Below are 23,095 nucleotides of genomic sequence, written 5' to 3' on the forward strand. Positions count from 1 at the left end.
ACGGGCCAAAGGGAAGGAAGCAGGCTAGGCCTTGGAGGTAGCTATGCCCCACGTGATCTGCGAGCCCTGCATCGGCGTTAAGGACCGTTCCTGCCAGGAGGTCTGTCCCGTGGAGTGCATCTACGACGCCGGAGAACAGCTTTACATCCACCCGGACGAGTGCATCGACTGTGGGGCCTGTGTGCCCGCCTGCCCGGTGAACGCCATCTACCCTGAGGAGGACGTGCCCGAGCCCTGGCGGGTGTACGTGGAGAGGAACCGGGTTTGGGCCCACACCTTGGCCAACGTCCACGTCCTCGAGGAGCCAGCTTAGCCCGAGGCCGACCGGGGGAGGGTCTGGCCCGGCTGGAGGACCCAGTAGGTTTCCCCTGGTCCCTGGCACAGGCCTCGGAAGGTGCAACCCCGGCAGCCGGTTCCACAGCCTAGGGGGCGAACGTAGCCCCGCTGGGCCAACTGGGCCAGGAGGAGTTCTGCTCCCGCCAGGGTCAGGCCCAGGGCCCGGGCCAGCTCGGCTGGGGTCTTGGGGGTCTTGAGGAGCTCGAGGGCACGTTCCATCACGGCACCACCCGGTGGGCGAGGAGGGCCAGAAGGTAGGCCACGCTCAGCTGGTAGCCCACGGCCAAAGCACTCCAGCGCGGGCCCACCACCTGCCGGAGGGCGGCTAGGGTGGACACGCAGGGGGTGTAGAGGAGGACGAAGACCAGGTAGGCCAGGGCCCCGGAGGGGGATGCGGCCTCCTTCAGGGCCGCCTGCAGGGGGGTGGGTTCTGGGGTCAAGGAGAGGTTCACTGTCAGGAGGGAGGTCAGGCCTTGGAGGGTGCCTTGGGTTGCCTGGACCAGGCCCTCTCCTAGGTTGCGGAGCCCTTCCCAGAGGCCCATGGGGGCTAGGGTTTCCCCTCCCAGGAAGCTCACCCCCAGGGTACCCACCACCACCTCCTTGGCCACGAACCCGGGGATGAGGGCCCCCACCAGCCGCCAGTCCTCCACCCCCAAGGGACGGAAGAGGGGGGTGAGGCCCTGGGCGAGGAGGGCGTAGGGGCTTTGCCCCAAGAGCGGGATGTGTAGAAGACCCCAGATGGCAAGGACTGCCAGCAGAATGGGTCCCCCAGCCCCTTGCACGAAGCTCCCCGTGCGGGCCGAGGAGAGGCGGAGGAGGAGCCTCAGGGGTGGGAAGCGGTAGGGGGGGAGCTCCATGGCCCCTTCCCCCCGGTCGGCCCGCAGCACCCGCCCCAGGAGGAAGGCGGTGAGAAGACCCACCAGGAGGCCCAGGAGGTAGAGGCCGAAGACCACCAGGGGGGCCTGCTGGGGGAAGAAGACGAAGGCGAAGAGGGTGAAGACGGGAAGCCTCGCCCCGCAGGCCAGGAAGGGGATGGCCAGGGCCACCCGCAAGCGGTCCAAGGGGTGGGAGAGGGCCCGGGTGGCGTAGATGGCGGGCACGTTACAGCCGAACCCCAAGACCAGAGGGATGAAGGCCTTGCCGGGCAGTCCCGCCCACTGCATGGCCCGGTCGGCCACAAAGGCCATGCGGGCTAGAAACCCGGAAAGCTCTAAAAAGGCCAGGGCCAGGTAGAGGAGGAAAAGGATAGGGGTGAAGGCGAGGACCGTCCCCACCCCGGCCACCAGCCCTTCCGCCAGGAAGGAGCGCAGGAGAGGGGGAAGAGGAAGGGCCCCGCTCCACCCCGCCAGAACCTCCTGCGTCCGGCCGATGAAATCCACCCAGGGGGCGGACAGGGCAAAGGTGAAGCGGAAGGTGAGGAACAGGGCCAAGAGAAAGAGGGGCAGGCCCAAGAGGGGGTGGAGGACCAGGCGGTCCAGCCGTTCCGTCAGGGGGGCAGGGCTCCCCTGACGGTGAACTGCCCTCTCGTAGACCTCGCGGGCCTTCTGGTAGCGCCCCTCCAGGGCCAGGAGGTAGGGGTCGTGGCCCATGCGCTTCAAGCTTTCCCGTGCCCTTTGAACGGCCTCCAGCGCCTCTTGGGATAGGGGGAGGTTTTCCTCCCCCATGAGGGCCAAAAGGGCCAGGCCCCGATTGGGAATCCAAGGAGCAAGGTGGTCTACTGCCTTCTCCAGGGGCTCGGGATAGCGCACCTTGGGGCTGGGGATGCGGGCCTCCTTCGCCTTGGGCAAGACTGCCGCCACCTGGCCTCGGCTGGCCACGGTGCCGGCCACGGGCAACCCCAGGGCTTCCTCCAGGGCCTCGAGGTCAATCTTTAAGCCCTTGGCCTCCGCCTCGTCCAGGAGGTTGACCACCAGGACCATGGGCAACCCAAGCTCCATGAGTTCCAGGGTGAGGACCAGGCTCCTTTCCAGGTTGCCCGCGTCCAGGACGTTGAGGACCAGGTCCGGGGGGTGCTGCAGGAGCTCGCGGGCCACCAGGGCCTCCTCGGGCGAGGTGGCAAGAAGGCTATAGGTGCCGGGGAGGTCCACCAGCTCCACCTGGGTCGGCCCCAGGTCCAGGCGGGCGGAAAGGCGCTCCAAGGTGGTCCCCGGCCAGTTGCCCACCGAGAGCTGGCTTCCCGCCAGGGCGTTGATGAGGGAGGATTTTCCGGTGTTGGGCCCACCCACCAGGGCCCAGCGTTTCGTGCGGGTGGAGGGGGCCTCCAGGGCGGCGTTATCGGGTGGGTCGCACCGGGGGCAGTTCATGGGGTTCTGCAACGCTCAGGGCTTCCACCAATATCCCCTTGGCCTCAGCCCGGCGGACAAGCAGGTAGGCTTCCCCGGCCCGAACCTCGAGGGGGTCCCCCAAAGGAGCTTTGAGGAGGATCTCCACCACCGCCCCAGGTCTTAACCCCAGGGCGAGAAGCCGCTTCTTTTCCGGGGGGATCTGGAGGATGCGGGCCCGGTGGCCAGGGGAAAGCTGGGCTAGGGAAAGCATAACCAACCTCCTGGGCCCAGGCTAAACCGCAACCGAGATAATGTCAAGTATTCCGCTCGGATTTTGTAAGTTAAAGCGATAACTACTCTCACTTGATCAGCTCCACCAAAGCTTGGGGGTTGGGAATCTCCACCCGCCGCCCCCTTAGCTGGATCAGGCCCTGGCGGTAGAGCTGGCCCAGGTTGCGGGAAACCGCCTCGGGCACGGTGCCCAAAAGGGCGGCAAGCTCGGGGTTGGTGGGCAGGTGAAAACCCTGCCCCTCCTGGGCAAGCTTGTCCAGGAGAAACTCGCAAAGCCGCTCCCGCACCTCATGGAAGACCAGGCGGTCCAGAAGGTGGAGAAGCTGCCCCTGGCGACGGGCCAGGTAGCGGATGAGGGCCCGGGCCAAGGGAGGGCGGGCCTCCACCAGCTGGAAGAAGCGTTCCTTGGGAATGGCCAGGACCTGGCTGTCCTCCAGGGCCTCGGCGCTGGCGGGGTAGGTCGGCCGCTCCAGGAAGAGGGCCACCTCGGCCAGGACCCGTCCTGGGCCTTCCAGGTGGAGCACCACCTGCTTGCGTCCCTCAGGGTCCAGCTTGTACACCTTGATGAGGCCCCTTTCCACCACGAAGAGGGAGCGCACAGGCTCCCCCTCGAGGAAGAGCACCTCCCCCCGCTTTAGCCGCCTGGCCCGGGCCTCGTGTTCCAAAGCCTTGAGGTCCTCGAGGGCCAGGTCTCGGAAGAGGGGAACCTGCCTGAGGTCCATCCCTTACCCCTTGAGGAGGGCCAGGCGCCTTTGCGCGTCCTCCAAGTAGGGCTCCAGCTTTAGGGCCCGGGCGTAGGCTTCCTTGGCCACCTCCACGTAGCCCAACGCTTCGGCCAACTCCCCAAGACGCAGGAGGCCGGCAAGGGCCCGGTCCTGCAGGTAGTTCCGCTCCACCTCCGCCCACTCCCCATAGGGGTCGTCCCCGAAGAGGGGGCCTTTGTAGAGGTCCAGGGCCTGCCGAAGCGTTTTGAAAGCGGAAAGCCCCTCCTCGAGGTCGGCCTTGCGCATCAGCTCCTCAAAACGCTCAAAGTCCAAGAAGCGGTCCTGGGGCAGTTTCAAGCGGTAGTATTCCCCTTCCCGTTCCACGATGCCCGGGAGGGTTTTGCGCAGGTGGTAAACCAAGGTGTAGAGCTCCTGCCGGGCCTTTTCGGGTGGCAGATGGGGGCACAGGACCTCACAAAGCTCGTCCGCGTAGAGGGCCCGGTCCTTGTTGGCCAGAAGGTACTTGAAAAGCTGGAAGGCCCCGCTCCGGCCGAAGTGCTTCGGGGTGAGTTCCCTTCCCCGGTACCGTAGGCGGAACTGCCCCAGGGCGTAGATTTCCAGCTCCGGGGAATCGGCCTTTTCCTGGCTCGCGGAGGGGAAGAGAAAGGGAACGGCCAGCCTGGAAAACCACAGGGCAGGGGCCGCGGGACGGGTGGCGGGCTTGGGGGGACGGGCGTGGAATAGGGTGACCATGGCCACCACTTCTCCCCGGGCCCAAAGGGGCAGGCAGGTCCTGGGCCGCCCCTGAGCTTCGGGGCATTCGGGAAGCCCGTTTTTGTGGCCCATCACCCTTCCCTTCCAGGCGGGGCAATCCCGCATGGCGCAAGCGGGAACCAGGCCCACCTCCCACCGCTCTCCTTCCCGTGCCACCACCCGGACCCCGGTAGCCTGGGTGAGGCGCCGGATCCCCTGCAGGAAGGACAACCGGGCCTCGGAAACTTCGCCCCGGTAGAAATGTTGGTGGAGGGCCTGTAAGCCCACCTCTCCCAGCCGGGTAAGAAGGGTATACAAGGTGCTGGCGAAGAGGGGGCTGATGCGGGAGAGGGTTTCCAGGGGCTCCTGGTGGTCCAGGTTTGGATTGCGGGAGGCCAGGTTCAGGACCCCGATGAGCCCCTGGGGAAGCTCTAAGGGGTAGCAGATGTAGGTCTGGTAGCCCAGCTGCTTGACCTTTTGCCGCAGATACCGAGGGTCTTCCGGGAGGGCGTGGGTGAAGAAGGGTTCCCGCCTCAGGGCCACGAGGCCGGGGTACCCTTCCCCCAACTGGAACCAGGGCCTTTCCAGGAAAGCCTCCCGATGAAGGCCCTCATAGGCCGTCAAGATCAGGTGGTGCCCCTCGGGGTCGATCAGGAAGAGCTCGGCGGCCTCCATGCCCAGGGCCAGCCGCAGGGCCTTGAGGAACTCCTCCAGGGCCCTGGGGAAGTTCTCCGGGCTTTGCAGGAGGTGCTGGGTAAGGCGGGAGAGCTCCAAGAGGAGATCCGGGGGCTCGGCCCGTTCGGGGTGAAGCTCCACCAAAAAACCTTCCCCTTCTCGGTAGCCCTGGCAACGCAGCCGCCTTCCTTTGAGGAGAAGGGGGGTGCTGGCCCGGTAGGCTCCCCGCCTGAGCTCCCGTTGCACAGGGCACCGGGGGCAAAGGGGGCGGCCGAAGGGGTCCTGCCCCTGGACCAGTAGGGCACAAGGGAGGCTGTCCCCTTCCAGACCCAAGGAGGGGTCGGCCTCGAGGACCGTGGCCACCCCCTTGGGGTCTAGCCGTAGCCGGGCTAAGGGCCTCATCCCCTTCCAGGATAGGGGGCTTCTTTTAGGACGAATGTCCCGAGGAGGAAAAGTGGGCGCCAGATCCCCTTCCCACACTGGAAACCGGAGGTGAGGATGAAGGGCAAACGCTTCTTTCCCCTGGCCTTGCTCCTGGCCCTTTCCCTGGCGCTAGCCCAGGACGGGCAGGCCCTTTACGGCCAGTACTGCGCGGCCTGCCACGGCGCAGAGGGGCAGGGCATCCCCGGGGCCATCCCTCCCTTAGCGGGGAACCCCAAGGTGCAGGACGAGGCCCATGTGGTGAAGGTGGTGCGGGAGGGGCTTTCTGGCCTGCTGGAGGTAAACGGGGTGACCTATAGCGGGGTCATGCCCCCCATGCCCCAGGTGTCCGAGGCCGAGGCTCGGGCCATCGCCCAGTACCTAAAGGGTTTATCGGGTGCGCAAGCCGAGGCCAAGGCGCCCGCTTCCCAGGTCCGAGGGGATCCCGCTTTGGGCCGGGCCCTGTACCTGGGGCAAAAAGCCCTGCAAAACGGTGGGGCGCCCTGCCAAGCCTGCCACACGGTGGCGGGGGTGGGCTTCCTGGGCGGGGGGTCTATGGGGAAAGACCTCACGGATGCCGCCAAGCGCCTAGGGGGCGAGGCAGGGCTTACGGCCCTATTACAAAACCCCGCTTTCCCTGTGATGCGGGAAGCCTACAAGGGCAAGCCCCTGACCGAGGTGGAGGCGTCAGCCCTGGCCGCTTTTTTGGTGCAGGTTGCCAACGAGGTGCCAAGGCCCGCTTCCCTGTACCTGGGTCGGTTCTTGGTGGCGGGGTTGGTCCTTTTGGGGCTCCTGCTGCTTTACCAGGCCATCCTCTGGCAGCTGAGGCCCAAGAGCCTGGCGGAGCGTATCCAAGACCAGCTTAGGAGGTAAACATGAAGGATTGGATTAAGGAAATAGAAAGCCCAGCGGAGAGGAAGTGGGAGGAGTTCTACCGCAACCGGTTCCAACACGACAAGCGGGTGCGCACCACCCACGGGGTGAACTGCACGGGGTCTTGCTCGTGGGAGGTTTTCGTTAAGGATGGGATCGTCACCTGGGAGCTCCAGGCCACCGACTACCCGAGCCTCGAGGCGGGCCTGCCCCCCTACGAGCCCCGGGGCTGCCAGCGGGGCATCAGCTTCAGCTGGTACCTGTATAGCCCCATCCGGGTGAAGTACCCCTACGCCAAGGGGGCCCTTCTGGACCTCTGGCGGGAGGCCAAAAAGCAGCATCCCGACCCCGTGGCTGCCTGGGAGGCCATCCAGAGCGATCCCCATAAGCGCAAGCGCTACCAGAAGGCAAGGGGTAAGGGAGGCTTCCGGCGGGCGAGTTGGGACGAGGTCCTGGAGCTCATCGCCGCCGCGGTGGTTTCCACGGTGAGGCGCTACGGGCCGGACCGGGTGATCGGGTTCTCCCCCATCCCGGCCATGAGCCAGATCTCCTACGCCGCTGGAAGCCGCTTCCTCTCCCTTTTGGGCGGGGTCCCCTTGAGCTTCTATGACTGGTACTGCGACCTGCCCAACGCTTCTCCCGAGATCTGGGGAGAACAGACGGACGTTCACGAGTCCGCCGACTGGTACAACGCCCGCTTCATCGCCGTCATGGGCTCCAACCTCAACATGACCCGCACCCCCGACACCCACTTCATCGCCGAGGTGCGCCACGCTGGGGCCAAGCTCACCGTCTTCAGCCCCGACTTCTCCCAGGTTTCCAAGTACGCCGACTGGTGGATTCCCATTAACCCTGGCCAGGACGGGGCCTTCTGGATGGCGGTGAACCACGTCCTCCTCAAGGAATACTACGCCGAGCGGGAGGTGCCCTACTTCCTGGACTACCTGAAGCGGTACACCGACGCCCCCCTCTTGATAGAGATCCGGGATGGCCGTCCCGGGCGCTACCTCAGGGCTAACCGCCTCTCGGAGTACGCCGAGGAGGAAAACGGGGACTTCAAGCTCCTCCTCTGGGATGAGGAGAAAGGCCCCAGGATGCCCGGGGGAACCCTCGGCTTCCGCTGGCAGAAGGAGAAGGGTAAGTGGAACCTGAAGCTAGAAGACCCCAGAACCGGCGAGCCCTTAAACCCCCACCTGAGCCTCTTGGGGGTGGAGGACGAGGTCCTTCTCCTGGAGTTTGACGACTTCGCCTCCGACCAAAAGCTCAAGCGGGGCGTGCCCGTCAAGTACGTGGTGACCAAGGAGGGGGAAAAGGTGGCGGTGGCCACCGTCTTTGACCTCCTCATGGCCCAGTTCGGGGTGGGGCGGGGTCTTCCGGGGGATTACCCCAGGGATTACGAGGACGAACGGCCTTACACCCCCGCTTGGCAAGAGAAGTGGACCGGGATCCACCGGGATACCCTCCTTAAGTACGCCCGCTCCTGGGCGGAAAACGGCCTCAAGACCAAGGGGAAAAACCTCATCATCATCGGGGCGGGCATCAACCACTGGTACCACAACAACCTCATGTACCGGGCGGGGATCGTGGCTTTGATGCTCACGGGAAGCGTGGGGGTGAACGGCGGGGGCCTGGCCCACTACGTGGGCCAGGAGAAGCTGGCCAACCAGGCCTCCTGGGGTCCCATTGCCTTCGCCACCGACTGGGGCTATCCCCCCAGGCAGCAGAACACCCCGAGCTTCCACTACGTCCACTCCGACCAGTGGCGCTACGAGCGGGGCTTCTCCGCCTACGACAAGACGGCCCAGGGGCTTTCCGACCACACCATCGACCACCAGGTGCGGGCGGTGCGCAAGGGGTGGCTCCCCTTCTTCCCCCAGTTCAACAAAAGCCCCCTCGAGGTGGTCAAGGAGGCGGAGGCCAAGGGGGCCAAGACCGAGGCGGAGATCGTGGGGTACGTGGTGGAGGCCTTGAAGCGGGGGGAGCTTCGCTTCGCCGTGGAGGACCCCGACGCCCCCGAGAACTGGCCCAGGGTCTGGTTCATCTGGCGGGGGAACGCCATCGGCACCAGCGCCAAGGGGCACGAGTTCTTCCTCAAGCACTACCTAGGCACCCACACGAACCTGGTGGCGGAGGAAAGGGCAGAGGGGCAGGTGCAGGAGGTGGTTTACCGCAAGCCGGCCCCCGAGGGGAAGCTGGACCTGGTGGTCGACCTCAACTTCCGCATGGACACCAGCGCCCTCTACTCCGACATCGTCCTCCCCGCCGCCACCTGGTACGAGAAGGACGACATCAACACCACGGACCTCCACACCTTCATCAACCCCCTGCAGGCCGCCGTGCCCCCGGCCTGGGAGTCCAAGCCAGACTGGGAGATCTTCAAGGCCGTGGCCAAGAAGGTGTCGGAGCTGGCCAGGGTCCACTTACCTAAGCCCGTCAAGGACATCGTCATGATCCCCCTCCAGCACGACACCCCGGACGAACTGGCCCAGCTTGAGGACCGGGACTGGAAGAGAGGGGAAGCGGAGCCCATCCCCGGCAAGACCATGCCCAAGTTCCGGGTGGTGGAGCGGGACTACACCCAGCTCTACGAGAAGATGGTCACCCTGGGGCCAGCTGTGGAGAAGAACGGGGTGGGGATGCACGGGCTTTCCATCCCGGTGGAGGACTTCTACCGGGAGCTCGCCGAGCGCCAGCCCCGGCTTTTCCAGGGGGAGAAGCGGCCGAGCCTCGAGGAGGCCCGCCAGGTGGCCGAGGCCATCCTTTTCCTGGACCCCGTTTCCAACGGGGAGCTGGCCTACCGGGCCTTTCTGGACGAGGAGAAAAAGACCGGCGTCAAGCTCACCGACCTGGCCGAGGGGAGCCGCCACGTGCGCATCTCCTTCAAGGACCTGGTGGCCCAGCCCCGCCGCCAGCTCACCACCCCTACTTGGAGCGCCATCATCAACCAAGGCCGGGCCTACAGCCCCTACACCCTGAACGTGGAGCGGTTCATCCCCTGGCGCACCCTCACGGGGAGGCAACACTTCTACCTGGACCACCCCAACTACCTGGCCTGGGGCGAACACCTCCCCACCTACAAGCCAAGGCCCGAGGTCCACATGCTTCAAGAAACGGAGAAGAGCGCCCAGGAGGCAGGCGGCAAGCTCATGAACTACATCACCCCCCACGGGAAGTGGTCCATCCACTCCACCTACTCGGAGAACCACCGCATGATGACCCTCTCCCGGGGCGGCTACCCGGTCTGGCTCAACGACAAGGATGCGGCGGAGCTGGGCATCAAGGACAACGACTGGGTGGAGCTTTTCAACGACAACGGGGTCTTTGTACAGAGGGCCATCGTTTCCGCCCGCATCCCCAGGGGAACCGTTTTCGTGTACCACGCCACCGAGCGCACGGTGGGCATCCCCAAGAGCCCCCTTAGGGGCAAGCGGGCGGGCATGAACAACTCCCTCACCCGGGCCCGCCTCAAGCCCGTCTTGATGTCCGGGGGCTATGCCCAGTTCACCTACGCCTTCAACTACTGGGGGCCGGTGGGGGTGAACCGGGACACCTGGGTCTTCGTGCGCAAGCTGGAGCGGCCCCCAGAGTGGTAAAGGAGGAACGCCATGAAGGTTAGAGCCCACATGTCCATGCTCTTCCACCTGGACAAATGCATCGGCTGCCACACCTGCTCCGTGGCCTGCAAGAACCTTTGGACCGACCGCAAGGGTGCGGAGTACATGTGGTGGAACAACGTGGAAACCCGGCCCGGTGCCGGCTACCCCACGGGCTGGGAGGACCAGGAGCGCTTCAAGGGGGGCTGGGAGTATAAGGACGGCCATCTGGACCTGCGCCTGCACTCCCGCACCCAGGGGCTTTTCCGCCTCTTCTTCAACCCCGCCCTGCCCTCCCTGGACGACTACTACGAGCCCTATACCTTCCGCTACAACGACCTCTTCACCAGCCCGGAAGGGGAGGACCAGCCCACCGCCATCCCCGTCTCCATGATCACGGGGGAGCCCATGACCCCTGAGGCCGGTCCCAACTGGGACGACGACCTTGGGGGAAGCCCCCTTTACGCCCAAAACGACCCTAACCTGCAGGCCCTGGATCCAGAGGTACAGGCCCAGCTTTCCGAGATCGAGGGGGTGGTCTTCCAGTACCTGCCCCGCATCTGCAACCACTGCCTGAACCCGGCCTGTGTGGCCGCCTGCCCCTCGGGGGCTATCTACAAGCGGGCGGAGGACGGGGTGGTCCTGGTCAACGAGAACAAGTGCAAGGCCTGGCGCATGTGCGTGGCCGCTTGCCCCTACAAGAAGGTCTACTACAACTGGGCCACGGGCAAGAGCGAGAAGTGCATCCTCTGCTTCCCCCGCTTGGAGACGGGCCAGGCCCCCGCCTGCGCCCACTCCTGCGTGGGGCGGATCCGCTACATGGGAGTGCTCCTCTACGACGCCGACCGCATCCCCGAAGCGGCCATGGTGCCCGACGAGGAGCTGGTGGAGTCCCAGCTGGGGGTCATCCTGGACCCCTTCGACCCCGAGGTGATCGCCGCGGCCAAGGCCGAGGGCATAGACGATGGCTGGATCAAGGCTGCGCAGAACTCTCCGATTTACAAGTTCGTGAAGGTCTGGCGCCTGGCCCTGCCCCTGCATCCCGAGTACCGCACCCTGGCCATGATGTTCTACGTCCCGCCCCTCTCCCCCGTGGTTTCCACGGTGGAGAAGGCCCTGAGGGCCAGCCAGGGGAACGGGGGCCTGGTGCGCCTGGACTTGCCGGAGACCGACCTGGACTTTGAGCTCTACGAGAGCCTAGAGAAGGCCCGCCTGCCCGTGAAGTACCTGGCGAACCTCTTCGCTGCCGGCAACGAGGCCCTCATCGTCCCCGTGCTCAAGAAGATGCTGGCGGTGCGCATCCTGAAGCGGCAGGAGAGCCTCGAGGGCCGGCCCACGGAGAAGGCCCTGAAGGTTTTGGCGGACGCCGGCCTCACCCTGGAGGAGGCCGAGGCCATCTACCGCCTCACCACCCTGCCCACCCTGGAGGAGCGCTTCGTCTTGCCTCCCTACCACCGGGAGATGGCGGCGGAGGTCTGGAAGGACCCCCTGGCCCACAAGGGGGAGGCGGGCTTCGGCTACATCCAGCCGCCCTTAAGGGGGGAGTAGGAGGAGACCATGGGCAACGCCACCCTTCTGGAAACCCTGGCCCTGGCCCTGGACTACCCCACGCCGGGGCGCTTGGAGGAGCTCTGGCGGCGCTGGATCGAGTGCCCTAGGGGCCCCGCCAAGCAGAAGCTGGAGCGCTTTTTGCGCCAGGTGGAGGAGCTTTCCCTGGGAGAGTGGGAGGAGCTTTACACCCGCACCCTGGACCTCACCCCTACCACCGCCCCCTACGTGGGCTTTGCCGTCTACGGGGAAAGCTACCAGCGGGGAGAGCTCCTGGCCGCTTTGGTGCGGGCCTTCCGGGAGATGGACCTGGACCCGGGGAGCGAGCTTCCCGACCACTTGGCCAACGTCCTCCGCTACTTGGCCCGCTCGGAAAACCCCCTTCCCGAGCTTCTGGAGATCCTGCCCAAGGCCCTGGAGGAGATGCACAAGACCTTGAAGACCTTAGACGCCAAGAACCCCTATCTCCTGGTCCTCGAGGGGGTCCAGGAAGCCTTGCAGGGAGTTCTGGCAAGGAGGTGAAGGATGAATTGGAACACCCTTCTTTTCGGCGTCTTCCCCTACATCGCCCTCACCCTGGCGGTGGCGGTCACCGCCTACCGCATGGTCTACCGGCCCTTTTCCGTCTCCGCCCAGTCCAGCCAGCTTCTGGAGCAAAAGCGTCTTTTCTTCGGCTCCGTGGCCATGCACTGGGGCTTGGTGATCGTGCTTTTGGGCCACCTCCTGGCCCTCCTCCTTCCCAAGGGGCTTCTCCTTTGGAATGCGGTGCCTTTAAGGCTTTACCTCCTGGAGATCACCGGGCTCGGCTTTGGGGTTTGGGCTCTGGTGGGCACCTACGTGCTCCTGGCCCGGCGGATCTCCGTGGCCCGGGTGCGGGCGGCTTCCACCGCCATGGACTATGTGGTGCTGGTGGTGGTCTTCCTCTCGGCCCTCACGGGGGTCCTCACCGCCCTCCTTTACCGCTACGGGAGCTTTTGGTTCCCCGCGGTCATGACCCCCTACCTCTGGTCCATCCTCACTCTGCAGCCTAGGCCGGAACTCATCGCGGACCTCCCTTTTTGGATCCAGCTTCACGTCTTTAACTTCTGGGTCTTCCTGGCGGTATTCCCCTTCTCCCGGCTCGTCCACATCATCACGGTGCCCTTGGGCTACGTGGTGAGGCCTTGGCAGATCGTCATCTGGGTGCGCAAGTTGGCGAGGTGAGCTATGGTCCACGACCCCCTTCAACTGGAGAAAGAGCGTCCCGAACGGCTTCGGGTCCTTTGGCTCTCCACCCTCGGCTTCACCCTGATGTTCGCCGTGTGGCTGATGTTCGGGGTGCTGGGGGTACCCGTCCGCAAGGAGTTTGGCCTTACGGATGTGCAGCTTTCCTGGCTCTCGGCGGTGGCCATCCTGAATGGCTCCCTTTGGCGGCTTCTCGCCGGCATCCTCACCGACCGCTATGGGGGGCGGCTGGTCTTCACCCTCATGCTCCTCTTTACCGCCATCCCCGCCTACCTGGTTTCCCGGGCGGGGAGCTACCAGGAGCTTCTTCTCTACGCCTTCCTGGTGGGGTTTGCGGGGAATGCCTTCAGCGTAGGCATCGCCTGGAACTCCGCTTGGTTCCCCAAGGAGCAGCAGGGCTTTGCCCTGGGGGTCTTTGGGGCGGGAAACGTGGGGGCCAGCGTGACCAAGTTCATTGGCCCAGCCCTCATCGCCAGTGTTCCGGCAGCGGGATACCTGGGGGGCTTAATCCCCGGAGGCTGGCGTTTCATTCCCTTTCTTTACGCGGTGCTCCTCGTGCTCATGGGATTCCTCATGTGGTTCGGCACGCCCCGGAAGGACAAGCGCCCGGGACAGGGAAGGCCCTTCTTGGAGATGCTGACACCGCTTAAGTACATAAGGGTTTGGCGCTTCAGCCTCTACTACGTGGTGGTCTTCGGGGCCTACGTGGCCTTGAGCGCTTGGCTGCCCAAGTACTACGTGGACGTCTTCGGCCTTCCCCTGCACGAGGCTGCTTTGCTCACCGCGCTCTTCATCTTCCCTGCGAGCCTTTTGCGCCCCGTGGGCGGCTACTTCTCCGACCGCCTAGGAGCCCGGAGGGTCATGTACTGGACCTTCGGCATTATCCTTCTGGCTTCCGGCATCCTCATGATGCCCGAGGGGCACATCGTCCTTTACACCAAACAGGGGACCAAGGAGGTCATGCAGTTCACCATGAACGTTTGGCTCTTTACCGCCTTGGTGTTCCTGATCGGTGTGGGGATGGGTGTGGGTAAGGCGGCGGTCTATAAACACATCCCCACCTACTTCCCTAAGGACGTGGGGGCGGTGGGGGGGTTGGTGGGCATGCTGGGGGCCTTGGGGGGCTTTTTCCTGCCGCCCCTCTTCGCCTATGCCCAGGCCTGGACGGGTCTACCCCAGATGACCTTCTTCGTCCTCTTTGTACTGACGGCCATCGCCTTCCTCTGGATGCACTTCACCGTTATGCAGCTTTTACAGGAGGAGGCCAAGCACCTGAGAAACGATTTTGAGCTGAAAGGAGACCGGCCATGCTAAGGGCAGTCAAAGGCACCTGGATCACCGACTGGAACCCCGAAGACCCCAAGCGCTGGGATCCTGGCCTGGCCTGGCGCACCCTTTGGATCACCACCTTCAACCTCACCCTGGCCTTCATCACCTGGTTCGTGGTGAGCGCCCTGGTGGTGCGCCTGCCCAAGGTGGGGTTTGAGCTTTCCACCACGCAACTTTTCTGGCTTACCGCCATGCCGGGGCTGGCCGGGGGTACCTTGCGCATCATCTGGACCTTCCTGCCCCCCATCCTGGGGACCCGGCACCTGGTGACCTTTTCCACCCTGCTTCTTCTCATCCCCCTCTTGGGCTGGGGCTTTGCGGTGCAGAGTACGGAAACCCCTTATTGGGTGCTTCTTCTCCTGGCCTTCTTGGCGGGGATCGGCGGGGGGAACTTCTCCGGCTTCATGCCCTCCACCAGCTACTTCTTCCCCAAGCGCCTCCAGGGAACAGCTTTGGGCTTGCAGGCGGGGATAGGCAACTTCGGGGTCTCGGTGGTGCAGTTCGTGACCCCCTGGGTCATCGGCTTTGCCCTCTTCGGCTCCCTCCTGGGGGGGCCCCAAGCCTTCACCCCCAAGCCCGGGGTGTCCCAGCCCATCTGGCTGCAAAACGCCACCTTCCTCTGGGTGCCCTTTGTGCTGGTGGGGTCGTTGCTGGCCTGGGTGTATCTGAGAAGCGTCCCGGTGCGGGCCAACTTCCGCGAGCAGTTTGACATCTTCCGCGACAAGCATACCTGGATCATGACTAGCCTTTACATCATGACCTTTGGCTCCTTCTCCGGGTTCTCCGCCATCTTTCCCCTCCTCATCCGCGAGGTCTACGGGAAGTTTGAAGGGGCCCCGGATCCCTTGAAGTACGCCTTCTTGGGGCCGCTGGTGGGCTCTTTGGCCCGCATCCTGGCGGGGCCCATCTCGGACCGCTACGGCGGGGCCATCGTCACCCAGGTTTCCGCCATCGGCATCTTCCTCTCCGCCCTTCTGGTTACCCTCTTCACCCGGCCCACCTCTTTGGAGCAGTTCCCCTTCTTTGCCCTGGCCATGCTCCTGGTCTTTTTCTTCAGCGGGGTGGGGAATGCCAGCACCTTCAAGCAAATGCCCATGATCTTCCCGCCCAGGCAGGCGGGAGGGGTCATCGGCTGGACCGCGGCCATCGCCGCCTACGGGCCTTTTATCTTTTCCACCCTGGCCGCCTACACCCAGCGGGCCACCGGAGGTTTCACCGCCTTCTTCTACGGCCTCATGGTCTTCTACGCCCTGAACCTTTTCCTGAACTGGTACTATTACGCCCGCAAGGGGGCAGAGAAGCCCTGCTGAGGTCACCCCGCCCTGGCTCTGCTAGGGTGGGAGCCCTGGTGAGGGCTTTCCATAAGCTGGAAGGTCGGAAGGCATGCGATAGCGAGGGTGGGATAGGGAAAGCTCCCGGGCAAGGCATCCTTGCCCGGGTCTTCCCTTGACCCAGGTCATGGCGGATAGGGGGAAGACGGGGGAAGCTTGGGCCATGGAGCTGGATGTGCGCACCTTACCCCCACGGGAACGGCACCCCAGGATTTTTGCCTTGTTTGACAGCCTAAAGGCCGGGGAAAGCTTTGTCCTGGTCAATGACCACGACCCTAAGCCCCTTTACTACCAGTTCATGGCGGAAAGGCCGGGGCAGGTGGACTGGGCGTACCTCGAGGAGGGACCGGAGGTATGGCGGGTGCGGATCGGCAAGAGGTAGTCCGGCCTGAGATGAAGGTGGCCGAGGTTTTGCGGCGCTGGCCCCAGCTCCTTCAGGTCCTGGCGGAGGCCAGCCCCGCTTTCCAGAAGTTAAAAAACCCCCTGTTGCGCAAGACCCTGCCCAGTCTGGTCACCGTGGCCCAGGCGGCCAGGATGGGGGGGCTGGAGCCAGAGGAGCTGGTGGCCCGCCTCAACCGGGCCCTGAGGGTGGAGGCCAGGCCGGAGGTGCCGGTGGGGGAAGCGGAAAGCCTTCTTGGCACCCCACCTCCTCCCTGGCTATCCGCCCCCCTTGGCTTCCACTTGGACGTGCGGCCCATTCTGGAGCAGGGAGGGGAGCCCTTCCAGGCCATCATGGCAGCGGCCCGGGAGGTGGGACCTGGGGAGAGGCTGGTTTTGGAGGTGCTCTTTGAGCCCATCCCCCTTTACAAGGTCCTGGGGAAGCAGGGCTTTTTAGCCTGGTGCGAGCGGCTTGGAGAGGGGCACTACCGCGTTCACTTTTACCGCCAGGGGGTGGGGGAGGGGCAGGAGGTGGCGGCTGGCCCGGCCTCCTTAAGTGAGGCGGATTGGGAAAGCTACCAGGCGGAGGTCTACATTGAGGAGAACCTCGAGCCCCCCCTGCCCATGATGCGGGTCCTGGAGGCTTTGGCCAGCCTAAGGCCCGGGGAGAAGCTTCTGGTCCACCACGTGCGCAGGCCGGTGCACCTCTTGGCCCGCCTTCAGGCAGAGGGGCACACCTACCTGCTGAAGGATCTCGGCCAAGGGCAGGTGAAGATCCTGATCCGCAAAGGAGGTTAGGCCCTAGGGGCGCTTTCCTGGGGGAACCCATGGGCTTTTGGCACTTTCTCTTCATCCGGGCGGCTTTGGTGTATCTTGGTCTACACGGCTTTGCTGGGCACTCTGTTCTACCTCCTGCCTGGCCTTCAAGGTTCCTTTCGCTCCTCCCACGTGCATGCGGGGCTCGTAGGCTTCTTCCTGCAGATGGTCATGGGGGTGGCCTACTGGCTGATGCCCAGGCCCGGGGGTTTGAGGCAGGATGGCCTCGAGGGGCTCACCTTCGTTCTTCTCAACGCTGGCCTGCTCCTAAGGCTCGTCCTCGAGCCCCTCTATTTCCTGGGCCAAGAGGGCCTGCGCCCTTGGCTTGCGGTGTCCGGCGGGTTCCAGCTCCTGGCTGCCTTGGTTTTTGCCTGGGCCATGCGGAGGCGGGTGGTCACGGGGGATATGCTGAGGAAAATGCGCGAGGAAAGGGAAAGGAGGGGAGGATGAAGGAGGCGGTGAGCCTGTCCGAGGAGGCCTTGGTGCTGGACCTGCCGCCTTTGCCCGAGGAGGTCTTTGCCGACCTCCTTGCCTTTGGCGGGCTGGGGGAAGAGGAGAAAAGGGCCATGCGCCTGGAGGCAGAAAGGCTTCTGGAGGGGGCCGCGGCCTTCGTGGCCCGGGTCTACGACCACCTGAGCCGCCATCCCGGCACCGCCCGGGCCCTGGGTTGGGAGGGAAGGGTGCCCGAGGAGGAGCTTTACACAAGGCGGGCCTTCTTCTCCGCCTGGTTGGCCCGCACCATCGGCGTGGACACCTCCAAGGAGTTCGCCCGGGAGGTGTACCGGGCGGGGCTTTGGCATGGGGGCTTGGGGCCCAAGGCAGCCTACATTCCCCCCGAGTACGTGGGCCTCTCCTTCGCCGAGGTGGGGCGGTACGTGGCGGAGATGGTGCGGGACGTGCGCCCCTGGCTTGTCTACCTCTCCGCCCAGGAGGAGGTGATGCGGAAAGGGTTTGACGCTGCCCTTGCCCTTAGAGAGGGGAAGGCGGCCGTGCGTTTCCAGGCTTTGGGCCTGGCCCACCCCGCCTTGCCCAGACCCCTTTCCTTAAGGGCGGGAAGCGTAGGGGAGGCGTTACACAAGACTTTCACCGCAACCCCCGCTTTAAGGGACCTGGCCCTCGAGGCCCTCCCCGCCGAGGAGGAGGTGGGGCTTTGGCTGGAGCCTAAGACCCTCTGGCGGCTTAGGCCCCGGTGGGCCGTCCTCCTCAACGGCCGGGATGTGCGCTACTTGGAGGGCCTGGCCACCCCTTTGGCCGCGGGGGACCTTCTCACCCTTTTGCCCCCGGGCCGCTAGGGCTTGACTTGGGTCATGGCCAATCCCGAGCGGCTGGCTCAGGATTAAGCCGATGTTGGCGACGGCCCACACCCGCGTGATTCCCCTCGCCATCCCCGCTGGCTTCGTCTTCCTGGGGGAGGGGTTTTTCCTGGTGGCCGGCCTTCTTCTTGTCCTTCACCCGGAGGCGCTCCCCGTACCCCGGCATCCTTGGGGTTTGGCCGTGGCCCACCTTTTCCTTTTGGGCCTTGGGGTGGGGGTGCTGCTGGGGGCCATGCACCAGCTTTTGCCGGTGGTCCTGGAGGCGCCCCTCTTTCGCCCGGAATGGGGGTATCCGGTGATGGCCCTCTGGGCCCTAGGGGTAGTCCTCCTGGCCTCGGGCTTTGCCTGGGTGCCCCCCCTGGTTCCCTGGGGTGGGGGCTTGGTCCTGGCCGCCCTCCTCTTCTTCGCCTACCATACCTACCTCACCTTTCGCCAAGCCCCGCGCTGGAACCGGGTGGCCACCGCCTTGGCCTGGGTGGTCTTGTACCTGGTTCTCACCCCTCTCTTGGGCCTTTTGCAAGCTCTTTCCCAGCGCTACGGCTTTTACGACCCGGAAAGGCTCGCCTGGCACCTCCTGGCCGGCTTGGGCGGGGTTTTCCTTCTTGCCATCCTGGGGGTAGGGTACAAGCTCCTTTCCATGTTCACCCTCACCCACGGGGTGGACGAGCGGGTCCTGGGGCTTTTCCTCTGGGCGGCCAACCTGGGGCTTCTGGGTTTGGCCATGGGGGAAAGGCTGGGCTACGTCCTCCTTCTTGTGGCCTACGCCCTCGCCCTCTACGACACTAGGCGCATCCTCAAAAACCGCCTGAAAAAAGCCCTGGATATCGGGGTGCGGCACTACCTCCTTGGCCTCTTCTTCTTGGGCCTTTCCCTCGTGGCCCTGCCCTTTAACCCGGTCTGGGCGGCCCTTTGGTTCGCCTTGGGCTTTGTGGGGCTGGTGGTGACGGGGATGCTCTACAAGATCCTGCCCTTTCTGGTCTGGACCCACCGGTACGCCCCGAGGGCGGGGAAGGAAAAGGTACCCCTGCTCAAGGAGATGCTCCCGGAGGGAGCGGGGTATGGGGCGGGGGCTTTGCTGGCCACAGGGGCGCTTCTTCTTCCCTTCTTTCCCTGGGCGGGGTGGGTTTACCTCGCAGGGGCTTTGCCCCATGTGTATGCCCTTTGGGAGGTGATGCGGCGATGAACCCTTTGGAGGAGCAGGCATGGAACCTCTTGCGCACGGTCTACGACCCGGAGCTGGGCCTGGACGTGGTTAACCTGGGGCTCATCTACGAGCTCAAGGTGGACCCCCCCAGGGCCTATGTGCGCATGACCCTCACCACCCCGGGCTGCCCCCTGCACGACAGTATGGGGGAGGCGGTGCGCCAGGCCTTAAGCCGCATCCCGGGCATAGAGGAGGTGGCGGTGGAGCTTACCTTTGACCCCCCCTGGACTCCGGCCCGCCTCTCCCCGGAGGCCCGGCGGCTCCTGGGCTGGGTCTAAGTGCTCTGTCTTGGCTTGGGCTACGACGGGGCCCCCAAAAAGCCGGGGTCATGCCTCCTCGCCTTCTCCCGGGTAAGTTTCGCGCATCGGCCCTTAGGACAGGCGATGCTCTTCCCCGGCCATCAACCTCAGGAAGGCCGCCACCACCTCGGGGTCAAACTGCTGGCCTCCTTGCTCCTCTATGTAGGCCAGGGCCTTTTCCCTGGACCAAGCCTTCCGGTAAGGGCGGTCGGAGGTCAGGGCGTCGTACACGTCCACCACGGCGAAGATGCGGGCGGCAAGGGGGATCTCCTGCCCCTTTAGCCCCCTGGGGTAGCCCAAGCCGTCCCAGCGCTCGTGGTGGGCGTAGGGGATCTCCAGGGCCTTTTTGAGGAAGGGGATGCCGGAAAGCCACTCGTAAGCGTAGACGGGGTGCTTCTTCATGATGGTCCACTCCTCCTCGGTGAGGGGGCCGGGCTTGAGGAGGATGGCGTCGGGGATGGCCAGCTTGCCCACGTCGTGGAGGATGGCCCCCCGCCGGATGTCGTCCAGGTCCTCCTCGGGCACCCCCAGGGCGCGGGCGAGGCGCAGGGTGAGCTCCGTGACCCGCTCGGTGTGGCCGGCGGTTTCCTGGTCGCGGAGCTCCACCGCCTTGGCCCAGCCCCAGAGGGTGAGGTCGTAGGCGGCCTCCAGCTCCCGCTGGCTTTTGAGGAGTTCTTGGAAGGTCAGGGCGTTGTCCAAGGCGATGGCCCCCTGGGCCGCCAGGGCCTCCAGGAACTCCTCGTCCTCGGGGGAGAGGTCCCAGGGCCTGCGGGTGAAGACGGCCAGCACCCCAAGGAGCTTTCCCTTGGCGAAAAGGGGGTAGGCCTTCTCCGCCAGGAAGCCTTCCTTCCGGGTGAGCTCGGGGTTGGACCCGGGGTCCTGGGCGAGGTTGGGGACGAAGACGGGCTCGCCGGAGAGGGCCGCCTGCCCGATGTGGCCCTGGCCCAGGAGGAAGCGCTGGGGAGCCGCCCTCTTGGGGGCGAGAAAGCCCCGAAGGGCCTTGAGCTCCAGCGCTCTTTCCGGGGGTTCGTAGAGGAAGAGGGCGGCGGCGTCTAGGGGGAGGCGCATCACCTGATCCAAGAGGACCTCGAGGCTCGGCCCCAGGTCCAAGGAGGCCAGGATGGCCTGGTCCAGAAGGCGCAGGGCCTCCAAGTGCTCCACCCGCTTGGCGAGCTTCCGGCGGAGGCTTGCCCGGCGCACCGCGTTGCTGATGACCTCAGCAACCAGGAGCGCCCGGTCCACGTCGCCGGGGGTGGGGGTGCGGGGGTGGGGCCAGGCCAGGGTGAGGGCGCCCACGGGCTCTTTGCCCGCCAGCAGGGGGATCACCGCCCCGCTCCAGCCTTCAGGAATGAGGGACTTGACACCCGGGCGCACCCGCGGGTCGCGCTTCAGGTCCTGGCTCACCACCACCTGGCCCTGCAGAGCGAGGCTCACCAGGCTGGGCTCGCCCAGGGTGGGGGGTACCGGGAGGTCTTTGGCCCAGCCCCGGCTGGCCGCCTCTTCCAAGCGGCCCGTGTCCGTGTCGTAGAGGAGGATGCTTCCTACTGGGGCCTCCAGGACGGCTAGGGCGGCGTCCAGGGCGTGTTCCAGCATCTCTTTGACGTTTTCGCTTTGGCGCAGGGCCAGGCTTACCCGGGCGAAGGCTTCCAGGGAAAGCTCCCGCTCCTTGGCCTTGGTGATGTCCAGGCCCACCCCCAGGATGGCGGGCTGGCCCCCCACCTCCACGCGGGCGGCGGCGTAGTCCAGCCAGCGCACCTCCCCTCCCTTGGTGACGATGCGGAAGGGGTAGCGGCTTGGGGGGTTTTCTCCCCGCATGCGGGCCAGGCCCCTTTGCCGTACCATTTCCCGGTCGGCGGGGTGGACGAACTCCCAGATGGGACGGGCTTGGAGCTCCTCCAGGGTGTAGTCGGTGAGGCGCAGGGCCTCTTGGTTGGCGAAGGTAAGGCGCTCCTCTTGCCACATCAGGATGAGGGCGGGAGCGGTTTCCGCCAGGGTGCGGAAGAGGGCCTCGGACTCGCGCAGGGCTCTTTCCCGGGCCTTTTCCTCGGTCACGTCCCGCTTGATGGCGATGAAGTGGCGTATTTCGCCGTTTTCCCGCACCGGGGTGATGGTCATCCGCTCGGTGTAGAGGGTGCCGTCCTTGCGGCGGTTGACCAGCTCCCCCTCCCAGACCTGGCCAGAGAGGATGGTGTCCCAGAGGCTTTTGTAGAAGGTTGGGTCGTGCACTCCCGACTTCAGGATGCGGGGGTTCTTGCCGATGGCCTCCTCTGGCGTGTAGCCGGTGAGCCGGGTGAAGGCGGGGTTCACCCACTCGATGCGGCCCATGCGGTCGGTGAGGACCACGGCTTCGTGGGCGGCCTCGAGGGCTTCCTGCAAGAGCTTGCGGGTGGCCTCGGCTTTTAGCTTCTCCGTCACGTCCAGGGCCACCGCCAAGACGGCGGGCCGGCCCCCATAGTCCAGGGTGTGGGAGAAGATCTCCACCTGGATTTCCCTTCCGTCCTTGAGGCGGTGGGTCCAGGGTCCAGAGCGCTGTAGGGGGGGTCTTTCCCTCGCCAAGTCCTCCAGGAGGCGCAAGTGCTCCCTTTCCGGGCAGATCTCCAGGAGGGTCATGGAGAGGAACTCCTCCCGGGTGTACCCGTATTGCTCCATGGCCGCCTGGTTGACTTCCAGGAAGCGGTAGGTTTCCCGGTCGTAGACCCACATGGGCAGGGGATGGGCTTGGAAAAGAAGCCGGAAGCGTTCTTCCGCCTCCAAGGTTTCCGTGACGTCCATCCCATAGCCGGTGAGGAGGCGGCTGTGGGGGTCGTAGACCAGGGTGTCCCGCAGCCAGACCCAGCACTCTTTTTGCCCATGCCAGAAGCGGTAGGTGACGCTGCACACCCTTCCGGGATGGGCCACGGCTTCCCGGCAGACCTCCTGGGCCTTTCCTCGGTCCTCCGGGTGCACCTTGGCGTAGAAGGCCTCTGGGTCCTGAGCCAGCTCCTGGGGAGCGTACCCCAGGAGGCGCTCCCCTTGCGGGGAAGCGTAAAGCAAGGGGAGCCAGGCGGGGTCGGCGCCTTCGGGCACCCGGGCTTGGAAGACCCTACCGGGTAGGGCTTCTAAAAGTCCTTGGAGCCGGGCCCGCTCCTCTTCCAGCTCGCTTTCGTCCCTGACGTTCAAGACGATGCCTTCCACCGCCGGGTCGCCGAGGAGGTTCCGCCCCCAAACCCGGACCTGTCGCACCTGGCCCCATGCGTCCAGCAGGCGGAAGCTGTACTCGCGCACCGCTTCCGGATGGCGCCGTAGATCCTCCAGCACCGCCTCGGCGTAGATGCGATCCTCAGGATGGAGGAAGTCCAGGGCGAAGATGGGGGCTTGGGTGTAGCCCAAAGGGTCGTACCCCAGCACCTGGCCCACGTTGGGGGAGGCGTAGACGATGCGTCCTGCATTGTCCAGCACGAAGATCAGCTCGCGGCTGTTTTCCACCAGGGCCCGGAAGCGCCGCTCCGAGGCGGCTAGAGCCTGGGAGGCCCGCCTTTGGCTGGCTTCCCAGCGCTGTGCCAAGAGGTAGACCAGGGTGGAGGAAAGGAGAACGAAGACCAAGCCCTTGCCCGTCTGCCAGCGGGTAAGCTCTTCGGCGACGGGGAAGAGGAGGAGGAAGAGCCGATCGCTGGCCAGGATCCAGGCCAGGGAAAAGGCGGCGTAAGCCAAGGCGATTTTCCAGGATGCGCTCGGGCCCACGCTCCTTTCCATTCTATGCGGCTT

19 protein-coding genes and 1 pseudogene are annotated in these 23,095 nt (G+C 65.3%); 14 read left to right on the plus strand and 6 right to left on the minus strand.

Going from position 1 to position 23,095, the window contains the following annotated elements; all coding sequences use genetic code 11:
- Positions 1-43: 43 nt before the first annotated feature.
- On the plus strand, positions 44-313 hold the full coding sequence (locus L1087_RS03745; protein WP_234557692.1) for an indolepyruvate ferredoxin oxidoreductase subunit alpha: 270 nt from the start codon (positions 44-46) through the stop codon (positions 311-313).
- Here L1087_RS03745 and L1087_RS03750 read toward each other — a convergent pair.
- From L1087_RS03750 to L1087_RS03775, 5 genes are all read right to left on the minus strand, one after another.
- A complete protein-coding gene (locus L1087_RS03750; RefSeq protein ID WP_234555120.1) occupies positions 310-555 on the minus strand; it encodes a hypothetical protein in 246 nt (81 codons plus the stop codon). The two genes, L1087_RS03745 and L1087_RS03750, sit on opposite strands and share 4 nt — an antisense overlap.
- Positions 555-2,639, minus strand: coding sequence for a ferrous iron transport protein B (gene feoB, locus L1087_RS03755; protein ID WP_267964670.1), 2,085 nt, complete (start codon positions 2,637-2,639; stop codon positions 555-557). The genes L1087_RS03750 and feoB overlap by 1 nt, the downstream gene beginning before the upstream one ends.
- Positions 2,608-2,871 (minus strand): FeoA family protein, encoded by a 264-nt coding sequence (locus L1087_RS13160; protein ID WP_135343628.1) that lies wholly within the window; start codon positions 2,869-2,871, stop codon positions 2,608-2,610. Before L1087_RS13160 ends, feoB begins: the two co-directional genes overlap by 32 nt.
- A gap of 88 nt (positions 2,872-2,959) precedes the next feature.
- A complete protein-coding gene (locus tag L1087_RS03770; RefSeq protein ID WP_234555122.1) occupies positions 2,960-3,613 on the minus strand; it encodes a Crp/Fnr family transcriptional regulator in 654 nt (217 codons plus the stop codon).
- A gap of 3 nt (positions 3,614-3,616) precedes the next feature.
- Entirely contained in the window at positions 3,617-5,425 is a 1,809-nt protein-coding gene (locus L1087_RS03775; protein ID WP_234557693.1) for a GAF domain-containing protein, read from the minus strand.
- A gap of 96 nt (positions 5,426-5,521) precedes the next feature.
- On the opposite strand from L1087_RS03775, the gene L1087_RS03780 reads away from it, so the two are divergent.
- From L1087_RS03780 to L1087_RS03840, 13 genes and pseudogenes are all read left to right on the plus strand, one after another.
- The gene (locus L1087_RS03780; RefSeq protein WP_234557694.1) at positions 5,522-6,316 is read left to right on the plus strand and encodes a c-type cytochrome; all 795 of its coding nucleotides are present in this window, start codon (positions 5,522-5,524) and stop codon (positions 6,314-6,316) included.
- 2 nt (positions 6,317-6,318) lie between these two features.
- Positions 6,319-9,909 (plus strand): nitrate reductase subunit alpha, encoded by a 3,591-nt coding sequence (locus L1087_RS03785; RefSeq protein ID WP_234557695.1) that lies wholly within the window; start codon positions 6,319-6,321, stop codon positions 9,907-9,909.
- A gap of 12 nt (positions 9,910-9,921) precedes the next feature.
- On the plus strand, positions 9,922-11,457 hold the full coding sequence (gene narH, locus L1087_RS03790) for a nitrate reductase subunit beta (protein ID WP_234557696.1): 1,536 nt from the start codon (positions 9,922-9,924) through the stop codon (positions 11,455-11,457).
- 9 nt (positions 11,458-11,466) lie between these two features.
- Complete coding sequence (locus L1087_RS03795; RefSeq protein ID WP_234555127.1) at positions 11,467-11,979, plus strand: nitrate reductase molybdenum cofactor assembly chaperone; 513 nt, start codon at positions 11,467-11,469, stop codon at positions 11,977-11,979.
- A 3-nt stretch (positions 11,980-11,982) separates the two neighbouring features.
- Positions 11,983-12,660: a respiratory nitrate reductase subunit gamma gene (narI, locus tag L1087_RS03800; protein ID WP_234557697.1), complete on the plus strand. Its 678-nt coding sequence runs from the start codon at positions 11,983-11,985 to the stop codon at positions 12,658-12,660.
- A 3-nt stretch (positions 12,661-12,663) separates the two neighbouring features.
- Positions 12,664-13,995 carry an MFS transporter gene (locus tag L1087_RS03805; RefSeq protein ID WP_234557698.1) on the plus strand — a complete coding sequence of 444 codons (1,332 nt, stop codon included), beginning with the start codon at positions 12,664-12,666 and terminating at the stop codon, positions 13,993-13,995.
- Positions 13,989-15,320, plus strand: coding sequence for an MFS transporter (locus L1087_RS03810; RefSeq protein WP_234557699.1), 1,332 nt, complete (start codon positions 13,989-13,991; stop codon positions 15,318-15,320). The genes L1087_RS03805 and L1087_RS03810 overlap by 7 nt, the downstream gene beginning before the upstream one ends.
- A gap of 184 nt (positions 15,321-15,504) precedes the next feature.
- Positions 15,505-15,723, plus strand: a complete 219-nt coding sequence (locus L1087_RS03815) for a DUF2249 domain-containing protein (protein ID WP_135257883.1) — start codon at positions 15,505-15,507, stop codon at positions 15,721-15,723.
- Positions 15,696-16,517, plus strand: a complete 822-nt coding sequence (locus tag L1087_RS03820) for a DUF2249 domain-containing protein (protein ID WP_234557702.1) — start codon at positions 15,696-15,698, stop codon at positions 16,515-16,517. Before L1087_RS03815 ends, L1087_RS03820 begins: the two co-directional genes overlap by 28 nt.
- Before the next feature lie 29 nt (positions 16,518-16,546).
- Positions 16,547-16,985, plus strand: a pseudogene (locus L1087_RS03825) (hypothetical protein).
- Positions 16,982-17,827, plus strand: a complete 846-nt coding sequence (locus L1087_RS03830) for a protoglobin domain-containing protein (protein WP_234557703.1) — start codon at positions 16,982-16,984, stop codon at positions 17,825-17,827. The pseudogene L1087_RS03825 and the gene L1087_RS03830 overlap by 4 nt, the downstream one beginning before the upstream one ends.
- A gap of 52 nt (positions 17,828-17,879) precedes the next feature.
- Entirely contained in the window at positions 17,880-19,031 is a 1,152-nt protein-coding gene (locus L1087_RS03835) for a hypothetical protein (RefSeq protein WP_234557704.1), read from the plus strand.
- On the plus strand, positions 19,028-19,330 hold the full coding sequence (locus L1087_RS03840; protein ID WP_038041984.1) for a metal-sulfur cluster assembly factor: 303 nt from the start codon (positions 19,028-19,030) through the stop codon (positions 19,328-19,330). Before L1087_RS03835 ends, L1087_RS03840 begins: the two co-directional genes overlap by 4 nt.
- 93 nt (positions 19,331-19,423) lie before the next feature.
- Here L1087_RS03840 and L1087_RS03845 read toward each other — a convergent pair whose 3' ends face one another.
- The gene (locus tag L1087_RS03845; RefSeq protein ID WP_234557705.1) at positions 19,424-23,083 is read right to left on the minus strand and encodes a PAS domain S-box protein; all 3,660 of its coding nucleotides are present in this window, start codon (positions 23,081-23,083) and stop codon (positions 19,424-19,426) included.
- Positions 23,084-23,095: the final 12 nt, after the last annotated feature.

This window comes from Thermus tengchongensis (assembly GCF_021462405.1).
Lineage (GTDB): Bacteria > Deinococcota > Deinococci > Deinococcales > Thermaceae > Thermus > Thermus tengchongensis.

Coding starts and splice junctions, on each gene's coding strand:
- L1087_RS03745 (WP_234557692.1), top strand. CDS start 44: ATGCCCCACGTGATCTGCGAGCCCTGCATCGGCGTTAAGGACCGTTCC.
- L1087_RS03750 (WP_234555120.1), bottom strand. CDS start 555: ATGGAACGTGCCCTCGAGCTCCTCAAGACCCCCAAGACCCCAGCCGAG.
- feoB (WP_267964670.1), bottom strand. CDS start 2,639: ATGAACTGCCCCCGGTGCGACCCACCCGATAACGCCGCCCTGGAGGCC.
- L1087_RS13160 (WP_135343628.1), bottom strand. CDS start 2,871: ATGCTTTCCCTAGCCCAGCTTTCCCCTGGCCACCGGGCCCGCATCCTC.
- L1087_RS03770 (WP_234555122.1), bottom strand. CDS start 3,613: ATGGACCTCAGGCAGGTTCCCCTCTTCCGAGACCTGGCCCTCGAGGAC.
- L1087_RS03775 (WP_234557693.1), bottom strand. CDS start 5,425: ATGAGGCCCTTAGCCCGGCTACGGCTAGACCCCAAGGGGGTGGCCACG.
- L1087_RS03780 (WP_234557694.1), top strand. CDS start 5,522: ATGAAGGGCAAACGCTTCTTTCCCCTGGCCTTGCTCCTGGCCCTTTCC.
- L1087_RS03785 (WP_234557695.1), top strand. CDS start 6,319: ATGAAGGATTGGATTAAGGAAATAGAAAGCCCAGCGGAGAGGAAGTGG.
- narH (WP_234557696.1), top strand. CDS start 9,922: ATGAAGGTTAGAGCCCACATGTCCATGCTCTTCCACCTGGACAAATGC.
- L1087_RS03795 (WP_234555127.1), top strand. CDS start 11,467: ATGGGCAACGCCACCCTTCTGGAAACCCTGGCCCTGGCCCTGGACTAC.
- narI (WP_234557697.1), top strand. CDS start 11,983: ATGAATTGGAACACCCTTCTTTTCGGCGTCTTCCCCTACATCGCCCTC.
- L1087_RS03805 (WP_234557698.1), top strand. CDS start 12,664: ATGGTCCACGACCCCCTTCAACTGGAGAAAGAGCGTCCCGAACGGCTT.
- L1087_RS03810 (WP_234557699.1), top strand. CDS start 13,989: ATGCTAAGGGCAGTCAAAGGCACCTGGATCACCGACTGGAACCCCGAA.
- L1087_RS03815 (WP_135257883.1), top strand. CDS start 15,505: ATGGAGCTGGATGTGCGCACCTTACCCCCACGGGAACGGCACCCCAGG.
- L1087_RS03820 (WP_234557702.1), top strand. CDS start 15,696: ATGGCGGGTGCGGATCGGCAAGAGGTAGTCCGGCCTGAGATGAAGGTG.
- L1087_RS03830 (WP_234557703.1), top strand. CDS start 16,982: ATGAAGGAGGCGGTGAGCCTGTCCGAGGAGGCCTTGGTGCTGGACCTG.
- L1087_RS03835 (WP_234557704.1), top strand. CDS start 17,880: ATGTTGGCGACGGCCCACACCCGCGTGATTCCCCTCGCCATCCCCGCT.
- L1087_RS03840 (WP_038041984.1), top strand. CDS start 19,028: ATGAACCCTTTGGAGGAGCAGGCATGGAACCTCTTGCGCACGGTCTAC.
- L1087_RS03845 (WP_234557705.1), bottom strand. CDS start 23,083: ATGGAAAGGAGCGTGGGCCCGAGCGCATCCTGGAAAATCGCCTTGGCT.